Origin of the sequence: Bosea sp. OAE506 (assembly GCF_040546595.1) — a bacterium.
Lineage (GTDB): Bacteria > Pseudomonadota > Alphaproteobacteria > Rhizobiales > Beijerinckiaceae > Allobosea.
In genome coordinates, this window is record NZ_JBEPOB010000001.1 from 4,167,172 (window position 1) to 4,187,137 (window position 19,966).

Annotated in this window: 18 protein-coding genes and 1 pseudogene; 10 read left to right on the forward strand and 9 right to left on the reverse strand. The window is 68.7% G+C overall.

The features are described 5' to 3' along the window. Positions 1-45: 45 nt before the first annotated feature. Positions 46-618, reverse strand: a complete 573-nt coding sequence (locus tag ABIE41_RS20275; RefSeq protein ID WP_192642044.1) for a carboxymuconolactone decarboxylase family protein — start codon at positions 616-618, stop codon at positions 46-48. 117 nt (positions 619-735) lie between these two features. Between ABIE41_RS20275 and ABIE41_RS20280 the strand changes: the two genes are divergently transcribed. The 4 genes and pseudogenes from ABIE41_RS20280 (at position 736) to ABIE41_RS20295 (ending at position 5,160) form a co-directional block, all read left to right on the forward strand. After that, positions 736-1,671, forward strand: coding sequence for a LysR family transcriptional regulator (locus tag ABIE41_RS20280; RefSeq protein WP_192642045.1), 936 nt, complete (start codon positions 736-738; stop codon positions 1,669-1,671). 526 nt (positions 1,672-2,197) lie between these two features. Then, complete coding sequence (locus ABIE41_RS20285) at positions 2,198-2,947, forward strand: ABC transporter ATP-binding protein (protein WP_192642046.1); 750 nt, start codon at positions 2,198-2,200, stop codon at positions 2,945-2,947. Continuing rightward, complete coding sequence (locus ABIE41_RS20290; RefSeq protein WP_192642047.1) at positions 2,947-4,479, forward strand: hypothetical protein; 1,533 nt, start codon at positions 2,947-2,949, stop codon at positions 4,477-4,479. Before ABIE41_RS20285 ends, ABIE41_RS20290 begins: the two co-directional genes overlap by 1 nt. Positions 4,480-4,551: 72 nt before the next feature. Continuing rightward, positions 4,552-5,160, forward strand: a pseudogene (locus ABIE41_RS20295) (chlorite dismutase family protein). An 11-nt stretch (positions 5,161-5,171) separates the two neighbouring features. On the opposite strand, the gene ABIE41_RS20300 reads toward ABIE41_RS20295, so the two are convergent. The 8 genes from ABIE41_RS20300 to ABIE41_RS20335 are packed head-to-tail and all read right to left on the reverse strand — an operon-like array spanning position 5,172 to position 11,549. Then, positions 5,172-5,882, reverse strand: coding sequence for an SDR family NAD(P)-dependent oxidoreductase (locus tag ABIE41_RS20300; protein ID WP_192642048.1), 711 nt, complete (start codon positions 5,880-5,882; stop codon positions 5,172-5,174). A gap of 23 nt (positions 5,883-5,905) precedes the next feature. Further along, positions 5,906-6,112 (reverse strand): hypothetical protein, encoded by a 207-nt coding sequence (locus ABIE41_RS20305; RefSeq protein ID WP_192642049.1) that lies wholly within the window; start codon positions 6,110-6,112, stop codon positions 5,906-5,908. Then, on the reverse strand, positions 6,109-6,900 hold the full coding sequence (locus ABIE41_RS20310) for a hypothetical protein (protein ID WP_192642050.1): 792 nt from the start codon (positions 6,898-6,900) through the stop codon (positions 6,109-6,111). Before ABIE41_RS20310 ends, ABIE41_RS20305 begins: the two co-directional genes overlap by 4 nt. Further along, a complete protein-coding gene (locus tag ABIE41_RS20315) occupies positions 6,897-7,952 on the reverse strand; it encodes a Rieske 2Fe-2S domain-containing protein (protein ID WP_192642051.1) in 1,056 nt (351 codons plus the stop codon). Before ABIE41_RS20315 ends, ABIE41_RS20310 begins: the two co-directional genes overlap by 4 nt. Then, on the reverse strand, positions 7,949-8,338 hold the full coding sequence (locus tag ABIE41_RS20320) for a hypothetical protein (RefSeq protein ID WP_354192950.1): 390 nt from the start codon (positions 8,336-8,338) through the stop codon (positions 7,949-7,951). The genes ABIE41_RS20315 and ABIE41_RS20320 overlap by 4 nt, the downstream gene beginning before the upstream one ends. Before the next feature lie 6 nt (positions 8,339-8,344). Beyond that, positions 8,345-9,514, reverse strand: a complete 1,170-nt coding sequence (locus tag ABIE41_RS20325; protein WP_210320840.1) for a patatin-like phospholipase family protein — start codon at positions 9,512-9,514, stop codon at positions 8,345-8,347. A 39-nt stretch (positions 9,515-9,553) separates the two neighbouring features. Next, on the reverse strand, positions 9,554-10,189 hold the full coding sequence (locus ABIE41_RS20330) for a hypothetical protein (protein WP_192642052.1): 636 nt from the start codon (positions 10,187-10,189) through the stop codon (positions 9,554-9,556). 43 nt (positions 10,190-10,232) lie between these two features. Next, positions 10,233-11,549 (reverse strand): tetratricopeptide repeat protein, encoded by a 1,317-nt coding sequence (locus ABIE41_RS20335; RefSeq protein WP_192642053.1) that lies wholly within the window; start codon positions 11,547-11,549, stop codon positions 10,233-10,235. A 254-nt stretch (positions 11,550-11,803) separates the two neighbouring features. Here ABIE41_RS20335 and ABIE41_RS20340 point away from each other — a divergent pair, with 254 nt between their 5' ends. The 6 genes from ABIE41_RS20340 (at position 11,804) to ABIE41_RS20365 (ending at position 19,932) form a co-directional block, all read left to right on the forward strand. Further along, positions 11,804-12,712 carry an AraC family transcriptional regulator gene (locus ABIE41_RS20340; protein WP_192642054.1) on the forward strand — a complete coding sequence of 303 codons (909 nt, stop codon included), beginning with the start codon at positions 11,804-11,806 and terminating at the stop codon, positions 12,710-12,712. 386 nt (positions 12,713-13,098) lie between these two features. Then, complete coding sequence (locus tag ABIE41_RS20345) at positions 13,099-15,156, forward strand: hydantoinase/oxoprolinase family protein (RefSeq protein ID WP_192642055.1); 2,058 nt, start codon at positions 13,099-13,101, stop codon at positions 15,154-15,156. Further along, the gene (locus tag ABIE41_RS20350) at positions 15,153-16,808 is read left to right on the forward strand and encodes a hydantoinase B/oxoprolinase family protein (protein ID WP_192642056.1); all 1,656 of its coding nucleotides are present in this window, start codon (positions 15,153-15,155) and stop codon (positions 16,806-16,808) included. The genes ABIE41_RS20345 and ABIE41_RS20350 overlap by 4 nt, the downstream gene beginning before the upstream one ends. Before the next feature lie 133 nt (positions 16,809-16,941). Then, on the forward strand, positions 16,942-17,556 hold the full coding sequence (locus ABIE41_RS20355; protein ID WP_192642057.1) for a TRAP transporter small permease subunit: 615 nt from the start codon (positions 16,942-16,944) through the stop codon (positions 17,554-17,556). Further along, a complete protein-coding gene (locus ABIE41_RS20360) occupies positions 17,553-18,857 on the forward strand; it encodes a TRAP transporter large permease (protein WP_192642058.1) in 1,305 nt (434 codons plus the stop codon). The genes ABIE41_RS20355 and ABIE41_RS20360 overlap by 4 nt, the downstream gene beginning before the upstream one ends. Before the next feature lie 37 nt (positions 18,858-18,894). After that, positions 18,895-19,932: a TRAP transporter substrate-binding protein gene (locus tag ABIE41_RS20365; protein WP_192642059.1), complete on the forward strand. Its 1,038-nt coding sequence runs from the start codon at positions 18,895-18,897 to the stop codon at positions 19,930-19,932. The last annotated feature ends 34 nt before the right edge of the window (positions 19,933-19,966 follow it).

Here is a 19,966-nt window from a genome sequence, read left to right on the forward strand (position 1 = left end):
TCGGGGCTGAGAGAGACCGGCGGCGGCGCCGCCGGCGGGGCGCGCTCAGGCGGCGTGGGAGCGGTTGCGAGGTGCCGTCCATTTCGTCGGGGCCATGAAGGCGTCGAGCGGCGTGTGCGTCAGGTGGTTGACGTAGTTGGAGATCGTCTTGGTCGCGACGATGAGGACGACCTCCAGCACCTGCGCCCGGGTAAAGCCGGCGGCGAGGAAGGCCTCGACGGCGGCATCGCCCGCAAAGCCGCGCTCCGCGACGACCCGCTCGACGAAGTGGCGCAGCGCCTCCAGCCGCGCATCGGCGACCGGAGAGCTCTCCCGCAGCGCCTCGACGACGTCGGGCGTGACGCCGGCCATCTTGGCCAGCACCGAATGGCCGGCCGTGCAGTATTCGCATTCATTGGCGACGTTGATCGCAAGAAACGCGACCTGCTGCTCGGCCGGCGTGAAGCTGCTCTGGCCGACCAGCCCGAACAGCGTGTCATAGGCCTGCAGCGTGACCGGGCTCTCGGCCAGGGTGCGGTGCAGGTTCGGGATGAAGGTCCAGGCCTTCTCGATTCCGGCGAGCTGCGCCCTGGCGGCTTCGGGGGCGGTCTCGACGGTGTACAGCGTGAACGCGGTCATGGGGTCTCTCCGGGTTGGGAGCGGCCGTTGCGCCAGCTCCATGACCGGACCATGCGTCATTCATCCCGGCGCGATAACGCCGCTTGTCGACAGAACATTGATACGTAATGTGTATGAATGTCCGATCTGCTGACCCTGTTCAAAACCTTTCTACGGGTCGTCGAGACCGGCTCCTTCACCGCCGTGGCGGCCGAGTTCAACACCAGCCAGCCGACGATCTCGCGTCAGATCGCGGCGCTGGAGGAGCGGGTCGGCGCCCTCCTCTTCCAGCGGACGACCCGGGCCCTCGCCGTCACCGAGGATGGCCGCGTTCTCTACGAGCAGGCGCGCCAGACGCTCGACAGCGTGCAGCAGGCGCTGGGTTCGGTGGGCCGGCTACGGCTCGCACCGACAGGGCTGCTGCGGCTGGCCTGCCCCGTGGTGTTCGGCCGGCTGCATATCGTTCCGCGGCTTCCGGCCTTTCTCGCGCGCCATCCGGGCGTGACCATCGACCTCGTCATGAACGATGGCTTCACCGATCTCGTCGAGGAGGGCATCGATCTTGCCATCCGCATCGGCGCGATCGTGGATCCGGGCCTGATCGCGCGCCGCATCGGGCTGACGCGGCGCGTCACGGTCGCCAGCCCTGCTTATCTGGCCACTCGCGGGACGCCGGTCGTGCCCGCCGATCTCGCCGGCCATGACTGCATCGTCTATGCGCGGCTGGCGACCGGCAACCGCTGGGAGTTTTCAGGACACGACGGCCCGGTTTCGGTCAGTGTTTCCGGGCGCTACCGCGTCAACAACTCGGAGGGCGTGCGCGAAGGCGTGCTCGCCGGTCTCGGCATCGGCGTCGTGCCGGTCTGGCATTTCACCGACGAGATTGCCTCGGGCCGCCTTGCCGTCATCCTCGCCGATTTCGAGCCAAAGCCCCTGCCGACGCAGGCCGTCTATCCCTCGCGGCGTTTCCTCGCGCCGAAGGTCCGCGCGATGATCGATTTCCTCGCCCACGAGTTCGAACTCGACCCGCGGCTCGGCTCCTATGGCCTCAAGGCCGAGAGCCAGTCCCGCTGAAGCCGCCCGATACGGTCACTGTGGGATCGACGCGACAGTCTCGCCCGCACGATGCACCGCGGGCAGCGAACATCTCGGAGCATTGGCGGTAGATCGTGGCTTGCACGTCCAAGGATAGCACCCTCATCGCCGGTATCGGGAATCTGCCTCACGTCGGCTATTGGCGCATCTCGCCCGAGCCTGTCTGTCGAGGCGCAGCCACGTCTTCTGGATCCGCAAGGCAAAGCCCGCCGTGGTACCTGTGCGCCTGACCGCCAATGCGCGCATCGCTGTCGTCCGTCGATGGCGCCGGAGAGCGATGGCCGGTCAGCCGTTGGCGATCCTCTCACAGGTACCGCGGCTGCAAAGCATGGCGCCCCTCATCCTGGGAGGGGTGAGGAACCCGTCGCTCGCTGCCATCTCCACGGCGGCCGAGACAGCCGGCCAATTGGTCAGACGAACCGGCCCTGCCCTCTTTGGGAAGATCGGTTTACCTGAACGTCACCGGTGATGCCGCATAACGCCCCCTCATGATGGGAGCGTTCGCATGAGTGGCCATGATGCGCTGGTTGTCCGCGGTCTGGTGAAGCGCTTTGGCGGCTTCACGGCGGTCAACGGCCTCGATCTCCGTGTCCGGCGCGGCGAGCTCTACGCTTTGCTGGGTCCCAACGGGGCGGGCAAGACGACCTCGCTCAGGATCGTCGCGGGGCTGCTTGCTCCGGATGCGGGCGAGATCGACATTTGCGGGATCAACCGCCTGCGTGATCCGATCGCGGCCAAGCGCGTGGTGGCGTGGCTCCCGGATGAGCCGATGGTCTATGACAAGCTCACGCCCGTCGAATATCTCGATTTCGTCGCCGGGCTCTGGCAGGTCGAACCCAGGGCCGCACAGCAGCGCCGCGACGCCTTGCTGGACACCCTCGAGCTGGCGCGCGTCGCCGATCAGCGCTGCGAGGGCTTTTCCAAGGGCATGCGCCAGAAGGTCGCGCTGGCCGGCGCGCTGATTCACGAACCCGAATTGCTGATCCTCGACGAGCCGCTGACGGGCCTCGATGCGTCGATGGCGCGCCATGTGAAGGAGCTGCTTCAGGCCCGTGTCGCCACCGGCGCGACCGTGATCCTCACCACCCATATCCTCGAAGTCGCCGAACGGCTCAGCGACCGTATCGGCATCATTCGCAATGGCCGCCTGGTCTGCGAAGGCACGATGGCGGAGCTGCGCGATGGCGGCGGATCGGAGGGGTCGACCCTCGAAGACGTCTTCCTCGACATCGTCGCGCGCGAAGAGGCTGCCTGATGAGCGCCTTCCTCTCGGGTGCAACGCGCACCGTGCTGGCGCATGAGGCCCGCCTGGCGATGCGCGGCCTTGCCGACATGGCGGGGCCGAAGACGGCCATGCGTCCGTGGCGCATCGCGGGCGTGCTGGGCTTGGTCTGCACGATCATCTTCGGCGTGTCGCATCTTCTGCTGATGTCGGCCGGGGACCTGAACCCTGCCGATCCGCGCGTTCAGATCACCCTGACGATCAATCTCGCCTTCCTGTTCGTGCTCATGATTTCCGCCGCGCTCGATTCAGCGGCATATGCTTTGTATGCGCGCGGCGACTACGACCTGATGTTCTCCGCACCCCTGCCGCCGCAAACCGTGCTGCTGGTCCGGGCGCTCAATGTCTTCGGCTTCACGCTCGCCAAGGCCGGCCTCTATGGCGCGCCGATGCTGATCCTGCTGGCGGTGCAGCGCGGGCCTCACTGGTTGAGCGGCCTGCCGCTGGTCATGGCCCTTGCACTCGCCGCGACGGCCATCGCGATCGCGCTGACCATGGGGATGGTTCGCCTGATCGGCATCCGCAGCACGCGGGTTGCCGCGCAGGTGGCGGCCGCCCTGGCTGGTCTGCTGGTGATCGTGATGGTGCAGTGGGAGGCCATTTTCGGGCCGGGTCCCAAGAACGCCCTCGTTGCGGACTATGTGGCCCATCCTCAGTCCGTCGTTTGGCAATGGGCGATGCTGCCGGCCCGCGCCGTGACGGGCGATCTCGTGGCCCTGTCGGCCGTGATCGCCTGCGCCGCCCTGATCGCCGTGCTGATGTTCACCGGCCTTGCCGAGAGCTTCGTGCGCAATGCCGTCCTGGCCGCGGGATCGGCGTCGGCCGTTCCCGCCCGCGCGAGGCGCAGTCGGGCCTCCTTCGGAGCCTCTCCCGTGGCGGCGCTGATGCTCAAGGAGCGGCGCATCATCCTACGCGATCCGTGGCTTTTGTCGCAGATCCTGATGCAGTGCATCTTCCTCATCCCGTTCGCCGCCATCACGGTCTATCGCGTCGCGAACGGGGCCGACGACGCCTCGGCGCTGGTGCCGGTGCTGATCGTTCTGTCCGGCCAGATTGCCGGCGGCCTGACCTGGATCGCAATGTCGGCCGATGACGCGGCCGAACTGGCCCTGACCGCGCCGTTGGACCCCCGCTTGCGGGCGCGCGCCCGTTTCGGCGCCATCGGCTGGCTGGCCGTCACCTTCGCCGCACCGCCATTGATGCTCTTGCTGATCGTCGATTCCTGGGCCGGCCTGGTCAGTCTGCTCGGGGTGGCATGCGCCATCGCCTGCGGCATCCTCGTCAATGTCTGGCATCAACCCAAGCTGGCGAGGTCCGGCCTGATCAGGCGGCGCATGAAAAGTCCCATCTCCGTGACGCTGATCGAGCTTCTCGCCTTGACGATGGTGGCGGTCGGGCTCTGGCCCCTGCTGTCGGGCAACTATTTGGCCACGATGCTGGGCGCGCTCCTGGCCGCGGCGACGATGGGCGTGCTGTATGCGGCCCGCCCGCGCGGCGCAGCCTGAGCCGGAGGCCCGTCAGGCTCGACTGACCTTTGGTCCTGGCCTTCTCCACCGGAGCCCAGGGCTGGTTCGGGCATGGCGCTTGCTCCGCGCGTCCCGACGTCGGACGGGTCGGAGGGGAGCGCGGTGGCCTCGACTTATGCCTTCAGCGCGGGTGCCGTTGGAGAGTGGCGGATCTGCTCGATCGCCAGCCATCGGGGTGCGAGCCTCGCCGCGGCCGATGCCCTGACCATTCGCCCCTGGGCGCCCGGGGCAGAGGGCGGCGCCGACCCTTGGCGCCTGCTCGGCACGCTCAGCAACACCCGCTATGCGACGCGCGACGAGGTGGACGGCCTGCGTCTCCGCCAGCAGGGCCTCGACCGTCCGCAGGCGACGCAGGCGGCCCTGATCCCGATCCGCAAATCGGCGGCGTGGTGGGATCTGGCTTAGGACGAGCGGCGCGCGATCTTCGAGGACACCTCGCATCACACGCGCATCGGGATGGACTACCTGCCCGCGATCGCGCGGCGGCTCCACCACAGCCGCGATCTCGGCGAGCCCTTCGATTTTCTGACCTGGTTCGAGTTCGCGCCGGCCGACGCGCCAGCCTTCGACGCGCTGCTGGCGCGGCTGCGGGCGACGCGGGAGTGGGATTTCGTCGAGCGCGAGGTCGATATCCGGCTCGAGCGAACCGCCCTCGCCTGACCCGCAGCGGCTCAGAGGCGGCCCGACACCGGGATGAAGGCGCCGGTGACCCCGCTGGCGTCCTCGGCCAGCAGGAAGCCGATCGCATCGGCGATCTCGCGCGGCTGGACCCAGGCCTTGTGGTCGGCGTCCGGCATGGCGGCGCGGTTCTGCGGCGTGTCGATGATCGAGGGCAGGATCGCCTTGACGCGGATGCCGTCGGCCTTGAGTTCGTCGGCGAAGCTCTCGACCAGCCGGTGGACGGCGCTCTTCGCCCCCGCATAGGCGGCGAGCCCGGCAGGCGCCTTGATCGCGGCGCCGGCGCCGATGGCGACGAGGCTGCCGCGCCCGGCCGCCCGCATCGGCGGCAGCGCGGCCCGGAAGATGTTCAGGGTCGTCAGGACATTCAGCCGGTACATCTGCTCCCAGAGGTCCGGGCCGCCCTCGGCCGCTGTGGCCGAGGCGAAGCCGCCGACCGTATGGGCGATGCCGTCGATGCGGCCATAGCGCGCCAGCGAGGCCCGGATCGCGCTCTCGCAGGCCCCGGCATCGAAGAGGTCGAGATCGGGCAGGATAAGATGGCGCTCGCGCCCGCCGAATGGCGCAAGCAGGTCCTCCATGGCGGAGGCTTGCCGGTCGATCGCCACGAGGCGGTGCCCGCGCGTGGCGAGCGTCGCCAATAGCGCGCGGCCGACATTGCCGGCCGCGCCGGTGACGATCACGATGGGGGATGTCTCGGTCATCGTCGGATCCAGTGCTTCTCGGGTCAGGGATGGGGGCGGATGCGGGCCAGGAGCCGCGTCAGGAGCGCATCGAACAGGCCGAGCGCGATGAAGGTCAGGCCGAGGCGAAAGACGAGATGCAGTTCGCCGAGGCCGATCAGGGCGGCCAGCGGCGCCGCCTGCAGGAAGACACCACAGGCCAGGGCGCCGGCGAGCAGGGTTGCGGCCATTCCGAGCAGACGATCGCTCACGGACGCCTCGCCGGCTCGGGGTCGAGACGCAGCACGAGCACGTTGCCGATCCGCTCGACCTCGCCTTGCAGCGTCACCGGGATGCCGACGCGGCCGAGCAGCGTCGCCGGAAGCGGGCCGCCATCGGCGCCGGCCAGCAGCAGGAACCGGCTGCCGGCGACGGGATCGGCGGTCACGAACACCGCCGGCACCTCGCCGATCAGGCAGAGATTGGCGCAGGCCTTGTGCGACAGCCCCGCCCCGGGACGCATCGCGCCCGCATAGCACTTGCCGTCGCAGATCTCGCCGGCGATCCGCCAGCGGCCGAGCGCCTCATGCATCGCCGGATGCAGATCCGGCGATGCAGGTAGCGGCAGCGCGTTGTCGACCACGAGCATTTCGAGGCTGCCGCGCCGGAGCACGCTGCCGCGCAGTTCCATCGGACCCGAAACGGCGGGCAGATCGGGGCCGCGCTTGCCGTCTCCGCTCAGCAGCATCACCCGTCCCCGCGGGAAGCCGGCGCTTGGCGGCAGGTGGAGCAGCGGATAGCCCAGCCGCGCAACATGGCCCTGCAGCACCTGTTCACCGCCCCAGTCATCGGGGCGCACCGGCCCGCCGCCCGCGTCGCGCTCGCCCAGCCGCAGCAGCCCCGCGGCGGGATCGTCCGCGTGACGGCTGAGCGCATATCCGACCAGCGCCATCGCCACGACGCAGATGACCGCCACCACGGCGAGAAAGCGCCCGAGGCGCGGGCCTGTCTGCCCGCTCCAGCCGATGAAGAACTCGTCCGGTTCGGCGCGAGGGCTCATCGCCGGTCCCCGGGGATGGAGAGCGGCTCGACCGCCGTGCCGAGCGGATTGGGGCGCGGATCGAGCAGGATCGCCTCCCCCTCCAGCCGCAGCTGGTAGGTCGCGACGCGCTCGGTAAAGGGCGCCGGCGCGCAGCCGTCGCGCAGGCGGTACTCATAGCCGTGCCAGGGGCAGATCACGCAGCCGTCGCGCAGCCGCCCCTCGCCCAGCGGGCCGTTCTGATGGGCGCAGAGGTTGCTGATCGCGGCCAGGCTGTCGTTCTCGCGGAAGATCGCCACCGAGGAGCCATCCGCGAGCGGGACGACGAGCCCGCGCCCCGAGGGGACGTCGCGGATCAGGCCGGCGGCGACCCAGCCCTCTGCCTTGACTGCCATCGGCTGGTCGCGCCGCCGCTCCCGCCAGGCCGCGGCGAGATGCAGTGCGATGAGCGCGCCCGCCCCGCCGAAGACCAGCAGCGGCAGGCCGGCGTTGCGCGCATCCTGCAGGACACCGAAGGCGATATGCAGCACGACCAGCCCATAGGCGCCGTAGAGGCTCATATGGATGGCCTTCCAGACCGGTGGGCCGAGGAAGGCGAGCCAGAAATCGTGGCTGGTCGCCGCCAGAACGAGGAGGATCAGGAAGGCGAGCACGCCGAAGGGAATGAAGGGCAGGCCGCGCAGCTCTCCGGAGGCGGTGTCCGTCGCCAACAGTGCAACCCAGGGCGAGAGCGGGCTGTAGGCGAAGTACCAGTCGATCACCGCCATGGCGTGGCTCGCCGCCACGGCACAGGTGATCACCCCGAAATGGCGGCGGTTGTAGAGCAGCGGCAGGAAGCGCTGGTCGAGCCGGGCGAGCGGCCCGATCATCAGCACCATCGTCAGCAGCAGGAAGGCGCAGCTGCCAAAGGCCTTGATCGCCAGGGACTGGGCGTCGAGCAGGGTGCCGGCCGGTCGGGCCCCGGGCGCGAGGCGCATGAAGGCGACGAGATAGAGCGCGACCCCGGCCAGCAGCGCTGCGTCATAGACGATCTTGCTGCGCGTCCAGCCGACCGGCCGATAGGCGACGCTCATTCCTCCGCCTCCCGCGCGCCCGCATCGATCCGCAGCGAGGCTGGTGCCGGCAGGTCGTGCTGCCGCAGAACCAGCGCCGTGGCGAGGACGAGGGGCAGCAGGCCGGCGAGGCCGAGCCAGAGGACGGCATGGGCGCGCTTGTGCCGCCGGCGCAGCGATGGCGGGGCGCAAGGCACCGGAGCTGGCGCCAACGCCTCGAGCCAGCGCCAGATCACCAGCGGCCAGAGCAGGACGAGTCCGGTCAACAGCAGCGGCCGGAACCCATAGGCGCCACGCGCCGCGGCATCGACCCTGTCCAGGCCGAAGAGGAGGAAGGCGATGCCGACGGCGAGCCCGGCCAGCAGCCAGGCCTGACCGAGCGCGACGACGATGGTGGCAGCCTCCATCGCGCCTCAGCCCACTTCCGCGGCGGCGGGGCGGCTGCGCGCCAGCAGGCTCGTCTGCGCCGGGGCATTGGTCGCCCAGGCGCCGTCGAACAGGCGCGCGCCGAGTTCCTCGGGCATCGGCTCGAGCCAGGGGCTGCCCGAGAGAGCCGCGCGTGCATCGAGGATGCCTTGCGCCCAGCGCGCCTCCATGGTGTCGGCGCTGAACTCGTAATCCTTCGAGGGGCCCTGCACCTCGACCGGCCGATAGCTCAGCCTGACGATGTCCATCCGGGTCACGCAGCCGAAATCATAGAGGAACTGCGCCTCTTTGGTCCGGCGCAGATCGTCGGGCAGGCGCTCGATCAGGCAGTTGATGTTGTGGCGGACGTCGTGGATGACGCGGGCCATATCGGTCGCGGCGCGGGTCCGGCTCGAGTAGCGGATGTCCTTCTCGCGCTCCATCGCGCTCTCGAGGTCGTCGGGAAGCCGCCCCTCTGCGTTGAAGACATCGACCTGGAAGGTGAGCCGGCTGCGCCGCGGCACGTAATCGAGGACGTATTGCAGCGGCGTGTTCGAGACCAGCCCGCCATCCCAGTAATGCTCGCCGTCGATCTCGACGGGCGGGAAGCCGGGCGGCAGCGCCGCGCTCGCCATGATGTGCTCGGGCCCGATCCGCATCTCTCGGCTGTCGAAATAGGCGAAGTCGCCGGTCCTGACATTGGCGGCGCCGACGCTGAAGCGCGTCTCGCGGGCATTCAGCCGGTCGAAATCGATGAAGGCCTCCAGCGTACTGCGCAGCGCGGCGGTCTCGTAGAAGCTGACCGGCGAGCCGAACCACTCGGTCAGGGGCCGCGGCGCGAAGAAGCCCGACTGACCCAACAGCAGGGCACTCGCCGCATGCCAGCGCCGGTTCATCGTCTGCGAGAAGGGCAGGAAGGGGAAGCTCGCCACCGGCGCGGTGACGCGCTCCCAGAAGCCCCGCAGCCGGGCGATCCGGTCCGCGGGTGCGTTGCCGGCGATGATGGCGCCGTTGATCGCGCCGATCGAGATGCCGGCCACCCAGTCCGGATGATAGCCGGCCTCCGCCAGGGCCTCGTAGACACCGGCCTGATAGCTGCCGAGTGCGCCGCCACCCTGCAGCACCAGCCCGATCTTCTTGTCGAAATCGGCGGGTTTGTTGCGGATCTGTGCGGTCATGATCGTGCCTCTCCCGTTGGGATCCCCGCCGTGCCGGGTTCAGCCACGGCCGGCGCCGGTTTCGAGCCGCTCGAACAGCCACACCGCCACCGCGCCGTAGATGACGTGGCCGACGAAGCTCATATAGGAGAGTTCACCCCCCTCTCCGAGCAGGTAGAAGGATAGCCCGCCGATCGGCGCCATCAGGCCGAGCGCGTTGAACCAGGTGAAGTTGCCCCAGGTGATCGCATCCGCGATCAGCGGGCTGCGGTTGATCGCCCGCGTCGCGATCAGCCCCACCGCCGCCGTCCAGAAGATGAAATGGATGGGGGCGAAGGTCCCTGCCGCGATCAGCCCGACGATTCCGGCGCTGAAGGTCACGAAGACGATGGCGTCGAGCACCAGCGGCCAGCGCGGCACGAAGCGCGAGACGATGAAGTAGAAGACCGGGTAGCCGACGATGCCGACGCCGTAATGCAGCGCCTCGCGAAGCAGATAGGGCACCGACAGGCCGAGCCGGTGCTGGGCAATCGCGTCGATCAGCCCCGCGGGCTCGAGCGGATAGCCCAGGACGGCCTTGGTCAGCACGCGGGCCCAGATTTCCCAGATCAGCAGACCTGCGAGGCCCCCCGCGAACAGATGGACCACCGTCCGGTTGCTGATGGCTGCGGGCCTCGCATCGGCTGTCATCGTCATCGTCGTTCTCCCCCATCGGATCCACCAGGATCAGCGCTGGCCTTCAATTCGTGCGCGAAACCCAATCGGTTACGGGGCGGTCGTCGGCCTTGTGCCGCCGTCTTACGGCCAGCACCTGCCTGAGCCCCACGTCATCGGCGGCCTCGTAGGCCATGCCAGCGAGCGCCTGCAGGAAGACGTCGCGCTGGGCATGGCTGCCGCCGAGCCTGTGCAGCCGCCGAGCGAGGAACCCGACCGGCGCCTGGGGGCCCGCCCCCCGCTCGGCCTGGACCAGCGCAAAGGCGAGTTCGGCCCCGACATTGCGGGAGACATTGGCCTGATCGGTCGTCGAACGACCGTTTTCGTGAATGAATTCAGCGAGATCGGCAGCCTCGTCGAGGCGGCCCGCGCCGAGCAAAGCGATCAGGAAATGCAACTGTCCGAAGACCAGCGTCGTGCCGCGGGCATGCCGTACCGCGACCTCCGACAGCGCCTGCCAGCGGGCCACGCCGGGATCGACGCCGGCCTGGCGCAGGCGCCAGAGCATCGAGGCGGCGTTGGCGAAGTCGCGGAAATCGCCGTCGAGATCGCCGGCGACCTCGCGGTCATAGATGTCGAGCACGCAGTCGTGATCGCCGCGGCCGAGCGCGAACAGGGCGAGATGCCAGGCGAAGTGACGCGAGAGGTTGTTGCAGCGGGTCCAGACACCGCGATGCGTTTCCAGCCAGCCACTGCCCTCGGCGTTCTGGCCCCGCGTCTCGAAGACATGGGCGACCGCATGCAGACCCCAGGCATCGTCGGCGGCGATGTTCAGCGCCGCCCGCCCGACACGTTCGGCCTCGTTCAGACGCCCCATCTCCTCCAGCCCAAAGGCGTGGCAGCCGAGAAGATAGCCATAGCCGGCATTGGACCGCTCGCATTCGAGGCTGAGGCGTGCCGTGAGGCTGACCATGCCGTCGACATCGCCGGTCATGAAGCGCAGCGCATGCGAGAGCTTGATAGCCAGGAAGGCGTTGGGATCGCGGTAGAGGAAGTCGTCGAGGACATTGGCGGCGGCGCGCAGGCGTCCCGCCACGGCATGGTCCAACGCACTGACCAGGGCTCGCTCGAAAGCCGTTCCACCGCCGCTGCGGCCGATCGACTCCTGCGCCCGCTGAAGCCGGGCTGCAGCCTCTGCCAGGTGGTCCCTCCCCGCGAGGAGGATGCCGCCCATGCCGGCGAGAGCATGGGCCGCGGTCATTGCGGGCGCCGCCCGCAGCGCGGCCTCGAGATGGGCGCCGGCATCGGGCCGGTGGCTGGCCAGGGCCTGAACCGCCGCGGCAAAGGCGCCGGTGGCGGTCGCGTCCGCTACGGCGTGTTCGGAGCCGAACGCGTCTCTCATGTCGGGGCTCCGCCAGACGAAACCCCGAAGCCGAACACGGTTGCGGGATCAGACTTCACATCCGCACCTTTCGCTTGTGAACCACCGCTTTTGCACTTGCGAGAGGCTAGCCGAGGGCAAATCATCTTGCGATGACGCCGGGGCGCGATCTTGCTGCGAAGGCTTGCCATGACCCGGCAAGAAGGCGCTGCGGGCCACGAAAGCCCCTTTTTGCAGTGCAGCGACCGCGCCATGCTCAGGCGAAAGGGGGACCGATGACCACGCATGCCATCGCCAGCCTCGGCCGGCCGAGACGATCCTTCGCGGACTTCTATCGCTCCTCTGCGTATTCGCAGTTCCCGCAGGAGCACCGCACCCATCTCTGGAGCCAGTTCCACGGCTTCGTCGTGGACCAGCAGGCGCACGACTTCACCGACATCGCCTGCACGGACTGGGTCCTGGGCCTGCCGCTGAAGGCCGCCTGCCCGACCCGCTTCGACTATGGCGACGGCTGGAAGCAGCGGCCCCGCAGCCGAGGCGATTTTCTGCTCGTGCCGCCCGGGACCGAGGTGCGCTACGAAATCGCCGGGCCAACGCGGCTCTTGGTGCTGACCTGGAGCGGCGGCCTGCTGACGGATCTCGACGACGAGCTGTTCGCAGACGAGGAAGCCGCCCTGCGCCCCCTCATCGGCCGCTATTTCAAGAATAACGTCCTCGAGGCGGCATGCCGCTCGCTCTGGACCGAGCTGGCCCGGACCGACGACGCCTCACGGCTTTTCCTCGACAGCGCGGTCGCCCATCTCGCGGGCAGCCTGCTGCGTTGCGCGGCGCAGTCGAAAGACCGCTCGACCTATCGCAGGATCGAGATCAGGCGGGTGCTCGCCTATATCGAGGGCAACCTCGACAAGGACCTGTCGCTCACCGAACTGTCCACCATCGCCGGGCTCAGCCTGTTCCACTTCGCGCGTGAGTTCCAGGCGCAGATCGGTGTCTCGCCCTATCGCTACATCCAGCAGCAGCGCACGCGGCAGTGCCTGCGGCTGCTGGAAGCGAAGGAGCACCCGATCGAGGAGGTTGCGAGGCGCTGCGGCTTCACCAGCCTGCGCAGCATGCGAGCCCAGATTCGGCGTCACGCGGGTGGTCGCGGCGTGCCGTGGACGGGGCTGGCTGCGCGGCCCGATTGATCAGGACCGGAGACTGAGGACGTGGCTGCCGAGCTAGGCCTTCCCACTCCCGTCGCAGCGCTGGCTCGAATCGTTGGATGCCGGCCGTGCCCGGACCGCACCGAGGGCTCGGCAGCGGTCATCCTGCGATGAATGCGGCAGGGTCTTGGCCGCCAGTCGGCTGACGGCGTCAACCTTTTTGAGCAGTAACAGACGGGCTTTCGGGGCTTTCGCGGCGGGCGATCGCTCGCGTCGCGCCGCCTTGGAGCGAGCCGAACAGATTCGCTTGGACATCCGGTGGACGCCTGGTCCAGCATCAGCCCCGAAATTGCATTCCCCCCGAGTGCCGCGATCCCCCCTCGCGGCGCCTGCCCATCCGCGACCTCCCCTTTCGGACACTGGACTTCATGACGGCCAAGAAAATTCGGATCGCGGTGGACATTGGCGGCACCTTCACGGACCTGGAATGCGTCGACGAGGCCGACGGCACGACGCAAAGCTTCAAATCCCCGACGACGCCGGACGATCCCTCGCTTGGGCTGATGAACGCCATCAAGGGCGCGGCCGCCCGCTTCGGCTTCGCACTGTCGGACGTCAGCCTGCTGATGCATGGCACGACGATTGCCACCAATGCGGTGCTGACGCGCAACCTGCCCGAGGGTGCGCTGATCACCACGGCCGGCTTCGAGGACGTGCTGGAGATCGGCCGTCACGCGCGCAAGGAGATCTACCGCCTGAAGCCCGAGCCGCCGGCCGTGCTTGTGCCGCGGCGGCGGCGCTTCGGCGTGGTCGAGCGCATCGGGCCCGTCGGCGAGGTGCTGACGGCCCTCGACGCGGCCAGCGTCGAGGCCGCGATCGACCGGGTTGCCGCCTCGGGCGCGAGCGTCTGCGCCATCGCGCTGCTCAACGGCTTCACCAACCCAGCCCATGAAATCGCGATCCGCGACCGCCTGCTGACGCGGCTGCCGGGTCTGGCCGTGTCCTGCTCGCACGAGGTCTCGCCCGAGATCCGCGAGTTCGAACGGACCTCGACGACGGTGCTCAATGCGCTGCTGATCCCGGTGGTGCGGCGCTATATCGACGCGCTGCTGGCGCGGATCGTAGCCGAAGGGCTGACCGCGCCGCTCTATCTCGTGCAGTCCAATGGCGGGGCGACCACCCCGCGCGCAGCCGGCGATGCGCCGGTCAAGCTCCTGCTATCGGGGCCGTCCGGCGGCGTGCTGGCCGCCGAGGGCGTCGCGCGCCAGCTCGGCTTCCCGAATGTGGTCGGCGTCGACATGGGCGGCACGAGCTATGACGTCGCCGTCATCCGCGAGGGCCGCCGCGCCGTCGTCGCGCAGGGTGACATCGACGGCCTTCCCGTGCGCGTGCCGATGGTCGACATGCGCACGATCGGCGCTGGCGGCGGCTCAATCGCCTCGCTCGACGCGTCGGGCCGCCTCCAGGTCGGCCCGCGCAGCGCCGGCGCGAGACCCGGCCCGGTCTGCTATGGCCGCGGCGGCACCGAGCCGACCGTCACCGACGTCAATCTGATCCTCGGTCGGCTCGACCCCGTGACCTTCCTTGGCGGCGAATTCGCGCTCGATCTCGACGATGCCCGCGCGGCACTGGACACCCGCATCGCCGGCCCGCTCGGGCTCGACCGCGATCGCGCCGCGGCCGGCATCCTCGCCGTCGTCGTCGCCAAGCTCGCCGGGGCGATCAAGCTCTCGCTGTTCGAGCGCGGGCTCGATCCGCGCGATTTCGCGCTGATGTCCTTCGGTGGCGCTGGCGGCCTCCATGCCGTCGAGGTCGCCGAGGAACTCGGCATGACGACGGTGATCTTCCCCAAGGATCCCTCGACCTTTTCCGCCCATGGCATCCTGCAATCCGACATCGTCCATGACCTTGCCCGCACCCGCGTGCTGCCACTGAAACCGGGCGCCGCCCCGGCTTTTGCCGCGCTCGCCGACGAACTGCTGGCCGAGGGTGAGGCGCTGCTGGCGGCCGACGGCCTGCCGGCCGCCCAGCGTCGCCTCGAACTCGCGGCCGATCTGCGCTATCGCGGCCAGGCCTTCGAGCTGCTGGTGCCGCTGGACGAGGTCCCGCAGGACGACGCTGCCCTCGCGCGGCTTTGCGAGCGCTTCCACGAGGCGCATCGCCAGCGCTTCTCCTTCGACGACCCCGATGAGACAGTGGAGCTCGTGACGATGCGGCTGGCGGCGGTCGGCCTTCTCGGCGGCACGGCGAGCGCCCAGGCGCCGGCGGCCGGCGCACCGGCCGCCCGGCGCGAGCGTGCCGTCCATCTCGGCGGTGGCTGGACGACCGCCCCGGTCTACGAGCAGGCGGCGCTCGGAGCGGGCGCGAGCGTCGAGGGACCCGCGATCGTCGAGCAGGCCTACACCACGCTGATCATTCCCGCAGGCTGGCGGCTCGCCGTCAGGCCCTCCGGCGATCTCGTCGCGACCCGGGAGGCGCTGTCATGAGCCAGGTCGATAGCAAGGTGGCAAGCAAGGTCGATCCAGTCCTCCTCGAAATCGTCTCGCATGCGCTGGTTTCGGCGGCCGAGGAGATGTCGATCACGGTCTGGCGCACCAGCCGCTCGACGACGGTGCGCGAGCTGCTCGACTATTCGACGGCTGTGTTCGACGGCGAAGGCCGCAACATCGCCCAGGCGGCGCGCATGCCGGTCCATCTCAATTCGATGGAGCTCTGCCTGCAGGAGATCATCGCCCGGCATCTGCCGCTGGAGCGCTGGCGCGAGGGCGATGTCGTCGTCACCAACGATCCCTATTGCGGCGGCCAGCATCTGCCGGATTTCCTCGCCTTCAAGCCGGTCTTCGTCGAGGGCCGGCGCATCGCCATCACCTGCGTCCTGATCCACCATGTCGATGTCGGCGGCGGCGCGGCCGGCGGCTACAACGCCCATGCCGTCGAGATCTTCCAGGAGGGCCTGCGGCTGCCGCCGGTGAAAATCGTCCGTGAGGGCGAGATGCAGGACGATCTCTTCTCGACCATCCTGCAGAATGTCCGCGAGCCCGAGACCTTCCGCGGCGATTTCCTCAGCCAGATCGCGGCGCTCGAAGTCGGCGCCAGGGCGATGCGACAGCTCGCGGCGCGCTATGGCGTCGAGACGCTGCGCGAGGTCGGGCAGGCCCTGCTCGACCATTCCGAGACCGCGATGCGCGCGGCGCTGACCGCGCTACCGGACGGCGTCTACCAGGCCGAGGATTTCGTCGACGGCGACGGCATGGAGGCCGGACAGAAGCGCATCGCGGTGACGTTGACGATCGCGGGCGATCGCCTGACGGTCGACTTCAAGGGCTCCTCGCCCCAGGCGCGCGGGCCGATCAATGCGACGATGGCGACGACCCGCTCGGCGGTCTACTACGCCGTGATTGCAGCGTCGGGCATCGAGGCGACCGCCAATTCCGGCTGCTACCGCCCGATCACCGTCAGCGCGCCCGATGGGCTGCTCGTCAGCGCCCAGTTCCCCGCGCCGGTTTCGATGCGCATGCTGACCGGCCACCGCATTGCGACCGCGGTGCTGAAGGCCTTTGCCGAGGCGATCCCCGAACGCATTCCAGCCTCCTATTACGGCGTGACCTTCAACCACGCGGTCAATATCCGCCATGCGGATGGCCGCCGGCAGGTCTATTTCGACGCCGAAATCGGCGGCTGGGGTGGCCATCCCGAGGCTGACGGCCCCTCGGGTCTCTCGGCCGGATTCCACAACGGCCAGAACACGCCGATCGAGATGATCGAGGCGATCTTCCCGCTGCGCTTCACGCATTACGGCTTCCTGCCCGGTTCGGCCGGTGCCGGGAAGATGCGCGGCGGCCTCGGGCTGGTGCGCGAATGGCGCTTTATCGCCGAGCACGGCCTGCTCAACGCCTCCTTCGACGCCTTCGCCTCGCAGCCCTACGGGCTGGCCGGCGGCGAGCCCGGGCGTGGAGGGCGGCTTTCCCTGATCCGCGACGGGCAGGTCACGCAGCTGGCGGCCAAGACCATCGGCTGCGTGCTGAAGGCCGGCGACATCGTCCGCATGGAGACGCCGGGCGGCGGCGGCCATGGCGACCCCCGAGAGCGCGATCTCGCGGCCATCGCCGCCGACAGGGCCGACGGGTACGTCTCGTGACCGGCGCGTCGCGCTGGCGGGACTATTGCATCCCGACCTTGACGCGTGGTCACATGCGAAGTGACGCGCAGCGGGCGCCCCGGAGACCGGCCTTGATGAAGACGACCACCCGCCTGCGTACCCTGGCCTGTCCATGAGTGACCTCTCCCGCCTTCTTCCCGACGAGCCGCTGCCGCAGCGCATCTCGCGCGTCCTGGCCTGGGCCGCGGGAGCGATCGTGCTTTTTGGCTGCAGCTTTCTCATCACCATCGACGTGATCACGCGCTTCCTGTTCAAGCGCGGCATGGTCGAGAGCTTCGAGATCTCGGGCTATGCGCTGGCCGCCTGCATCGGGCTGGGGCTGGCCTTCACCGTCACATCCAAGGCCAATATCCGCGTTGACATCCTGCTCGACGTGCTGCCCGGCAAGGTCCGGATCGTCTGTGACATCATCGCCTCGCTGGCGCTTTCGCTGATCGCCGTGGCGCTGGCCTGGTTCGCCTGGGGCACGCTCGCGCAATCCTGGGCCCTCAACGCCAAGTCGGTGTCGCAGCTGCAGGTCCCGATGGTGCTGCCGCAGGGGATCTGGTGCGTCGGCCTCGTCTGGTTCGCCTGCATGGCGGTGCTGATCCCGATCCAGGCGATCGCCCGGCTGATCGCGCATGACCGGCAAGGCTTCGACGCGCTGATCGGTTCGCTGCGGGTGACCGAGGAGATCGAGCAGTCGGGTGTCGAGAACCCGGCCGCCGGCGGGGAGGCCCGCCCGTGATCGGGACCGCGCTCTCCCTGCTCGTCGCCCTTGTGGGGCTGAGCATCCCCGTCGCCGCCGCGCTCGCGCTGATGGCCTATGTGCTGCAGGCCAACTACGCCTTCTTCCCGATGACCGGGGCCGTGGGCGAGCTGGCCTGGAACTCCTCCAACGACTTCATCCTGATCGCCGCCCCGATGTTCATCATGATGGGCGAGCTGATGCATCGCTCGGGCATGAGCGAGCGGCTGTTTAGCGCGCTCTCGCCCTGGTTTGCGCGCGTTCCGGGCCGACTGATCCACACCAACATCGCCGCAAGTGCGATCTTCGCGGCGACCTCGGGCTCGTCGGTGGCGACGGCGGCGACGATCGGCACCGTGGCGATTCCCAACATGGACAAGGGCGGCTACAACCGGCCGCTATTCCTAGGGTCGATCGCGGCCGGCGGCACGCTCGGCATCCTGATCCCGCCCTCGATCAACATGATCATCTACGCCGTGCTGACCGACACCTCGGTGGCCGATCTCTATGCGGCGGGCTTCATCCCGGGCTTCATGCTCGCCGGGCTGTTCTCTCTGATGGTGCTGGGCCTGGCGCTCTACCGGCCAGACTGGGCCGGCCCGAAGGTCGATACCGGCGATCTCTGGCGCCAGCGCGTCGCGGGTCTGCGCCATCTCATCCCGCCGCTGGGGCTCTTCCTTGTCGTCGTCGGCTCGATCTATGCCGGCATCGCGACGCCGACGGAGGCGGCAGCGCTCGGCCTCATGGCGACGCTCTTGCTCGTCGCCGCCAACCGCCAGCTCACCTTGCCGGTGCTGCTGCGGGCCTTCGAGGGCACGGTGCGGACGACCTGCATGGTGATGCTGATCGTCATCGCCGCCTTCTTCCTCAACTTCGTGATGGTCTCGATCGGGCTGGTGAAGGCGATCACCGATCTTGTCCTGGCGCTGGGCTGGCCGCCGCTCGGCATGCTCATCGCGATCGTGGTGTTCTACCTGATCCTCGGCTGCTTCATGGAGACACTGTCGATGATGATCGCGACGACGCCGGTCGTCGTCCCCGTCATCACGGCGCTCGGCTACAGCCCGGTCTGGTGGGGCATCATCTTCGTGATCCTGATGGAGGCGGCACTGATCACGCCCCCGGTCGGCCTCAACCTCTATGTCGTCCAGGCCGTGCGCGGCAAAGGCAACTTCATGGATCTGTGCATCGGCTCCCTGCCCTTCGTGGTGGCGATGCTGGTGATGATCGCGATCCTGATCGCCTTCCCGCAGCTGGCGCTGTGGCTGCCGACCGTTCTCAATCCCAAAGCCGGCGGCTGAAGCCGCTGAAACCCGCCCCAAAGAGGAGAAGCTTGCGATGAAACGCCTGGTCCCGATCGCCGCCCTTGCCGGCACCCTCCTCTGCGGCGCCGCGCACGCCCAGGGCCTGCCTGCGACGAGCTTCAACGCCGTCGGCAGCATCGGCAATCTGTCGATGTACACCAACCGCGAGGTGCCGTTCTGGAACGAGACGGTGCCGAAGGAATCCGGCGGGGCCATCAAGGTGCAGGTCAAGCCCTTCACCGAACTCGGCTTCAAGGGGCCCGAGATCTTCCGCCTCGTCTCGGCCGGCACGCTTCAGTTCGCCACCACGGTGCTGAACTACAATTCGGGCGAAGTCCCGATGAACGAGGCCACCGACCTCGTCGGCCTCGTCGGTTCGGTCGAGGAGTTGCAGAAGGTCGTCGACGTCTTCCGCCCGACCTATGCGAAGTTCCTGGAGGAGAAGCACGGCCTGAAGCTGCTGGGCTTCGGCACCTATCAGGCCCAGGTGATCTATTGCCGCGACGCCTTCACCAAGATCTCCGACCTCAAGGGCCGCAAGGTCCGCGCGTCGGGCGCCTCGCAGCAGGCCTTCGTTGGCCATATCGGCGGCTCGCCGATCAATCTTGCCTTCGCCGAGGTCCAGCCGGCACTCGCCAGCGGCGTGATCGACTGCGCCATCACCGGCGCGCTCTCCGGCTACCGCTCCAAATGGCATGAGAGCGCGAAGTTCATCTCGCCGATGCCGATCAATTTCGGCCTCTCCGCCCAGCTCGCCAATCTGAAATGGTGGAACACGCTCGACCCGAAGGTTCAGGCGTTCCTGACCAGCGGCCTGCGCAAGCTCGAGGATTCGATCTTCGAGCAGGCCAAGACGGAGACCCAGACCGGCCTCGACTGCAACACCGGCAAGGCCTGCAGCGAGGGGCCGCCGGCGGCGATGAAGCTCGTTCCGGTGACGCCGGAGGACGAGGCGCTGCGCAAGGACGCGCTGACCAAGGTCATCCTGCCCGCCTTCGCCGGTCGCTGCGGCGCGGAATGCGTCACGACCTGGAACGGCACGATCGGCACCTTCCTCAAACTCAAGATCTGAACGAGCACCCCAGGCACCGCTCGCTGCGAGCGGT

Bases quoted from the DNA above. Each gene is read 5' to 3' on its own strand.
- ABIE41_RS20275 (WP_192642044.1), bottom strand. From the start codon at position 618: ATGACCGCGTTCACGCTGTACACCGTCGAGACCGCCCCCGAAGCCGCC.
- ABIE41_RS20280 (WP_192642045.1), top strand. From the start codon at position 736: ATGTCCGATCTGCTGACCCTGTTCAAAACCTTTCTACGGGTCGTCGAG.
- ABIE41_RS20285 (WP_192642046.1), top strand. From the start codon at position 2,198: ATGAGTGGCCATGATGCGCTGGTTGTCCGCGGTCTGGTGAAGCGCTTT.
- ABIE41_RS20290 (WP_192642047.1), top strand. From the start codon at position 2,947: ATGAGCGCCTTCCTCTCGGGTGCAACGCGCACCGTGCTGGCGCATGAG.
- ABIE41_RS20300 (WP_192642048.1), bottom strand. From the start codon at position 5,882: ATGACCGAGACATCCCCCATCGTGATCGTCACCGGCGCGGCCGGCAAT.
- ABIE41_RS20310 (WP_192642050.1), bottom strand. From the start codon at position 6,900: ATGAGCCCTCGCGCCGAACCGGACGAGTTCTTCATCGGCTGGAGCGGG.
- ABIE41_RS20315 (WP_192642051.1), bottom strand. From the start codon at position 7,952: ATGAGCGTCGCCTATCGGCCGGTCGGCTGGACGCGCAGCAAGATCGTC.
- ABIE41_RS20320 (WP_354192950.1), bottom strand. From the start codon at position 8,338: ATGGAGGCTGCCACCATCGTCGTCGCGCTCGGTCAGGCCTGGCTGCTG.
- ABIE41_RS20325 (WP_210320840.1), bottom strand. From the start codon at position 9,514: ATGACCGCACAGATCCGCAACAAACCCGCCGATTTCGACAAGAAGATC.
- ABIE41_RS20330 (WP_192642052.1), bottom strand. From the start codon at position 10,189: ATGACGATGACAGCCGATGCGAGGCCCGCAGCCATCAGCAACCGGACG.
- ABIE41_RS20335 (WP_192642053.1), bottom strand. From the start codon at position 11,549: ATGAGAGACGCGTTCGGCTCCGAACACGCCGTAGCGGACGCGACCGCC.
- ABIE41_RS20340 (WP_192642054.1), top strand. From the start codon at position 11,804: ATGACCACGCATGCCATCGCCAGCCTCGGCCGGCCGAGACGATCCTTC.
- ABIE41_RS20345 (WP_192642055.1), top strand. From the start codon at position 13,099: ATGACGGCCAAGAAAATTCGGATCGCGGTGGACATTGGCGGCACCTTC.
- ABIE41_RS20350 (WP_192642056.1), top strand. From the start codon at position 15,153: ATGAGCCAGGTCGATAGCAAGGTGGCAAGCAAGGTCGATCCAGTCCTC.
- ABIE41_RS20355 (WP_192642057.1), top strand. From the start codon at position 16,942: ATGAGTGACCTCTCCCGCCTTCTTCCCGACGAGCCGCTGCCGCAGCGC.
- ABIE41_RS20365 (WP_192642059.1), top strand. From the start codon at position 18,895: ATGAAACGCCTGGTCCCGATCGCCGCCCTTGCCGGCACCCTCCTCTGC.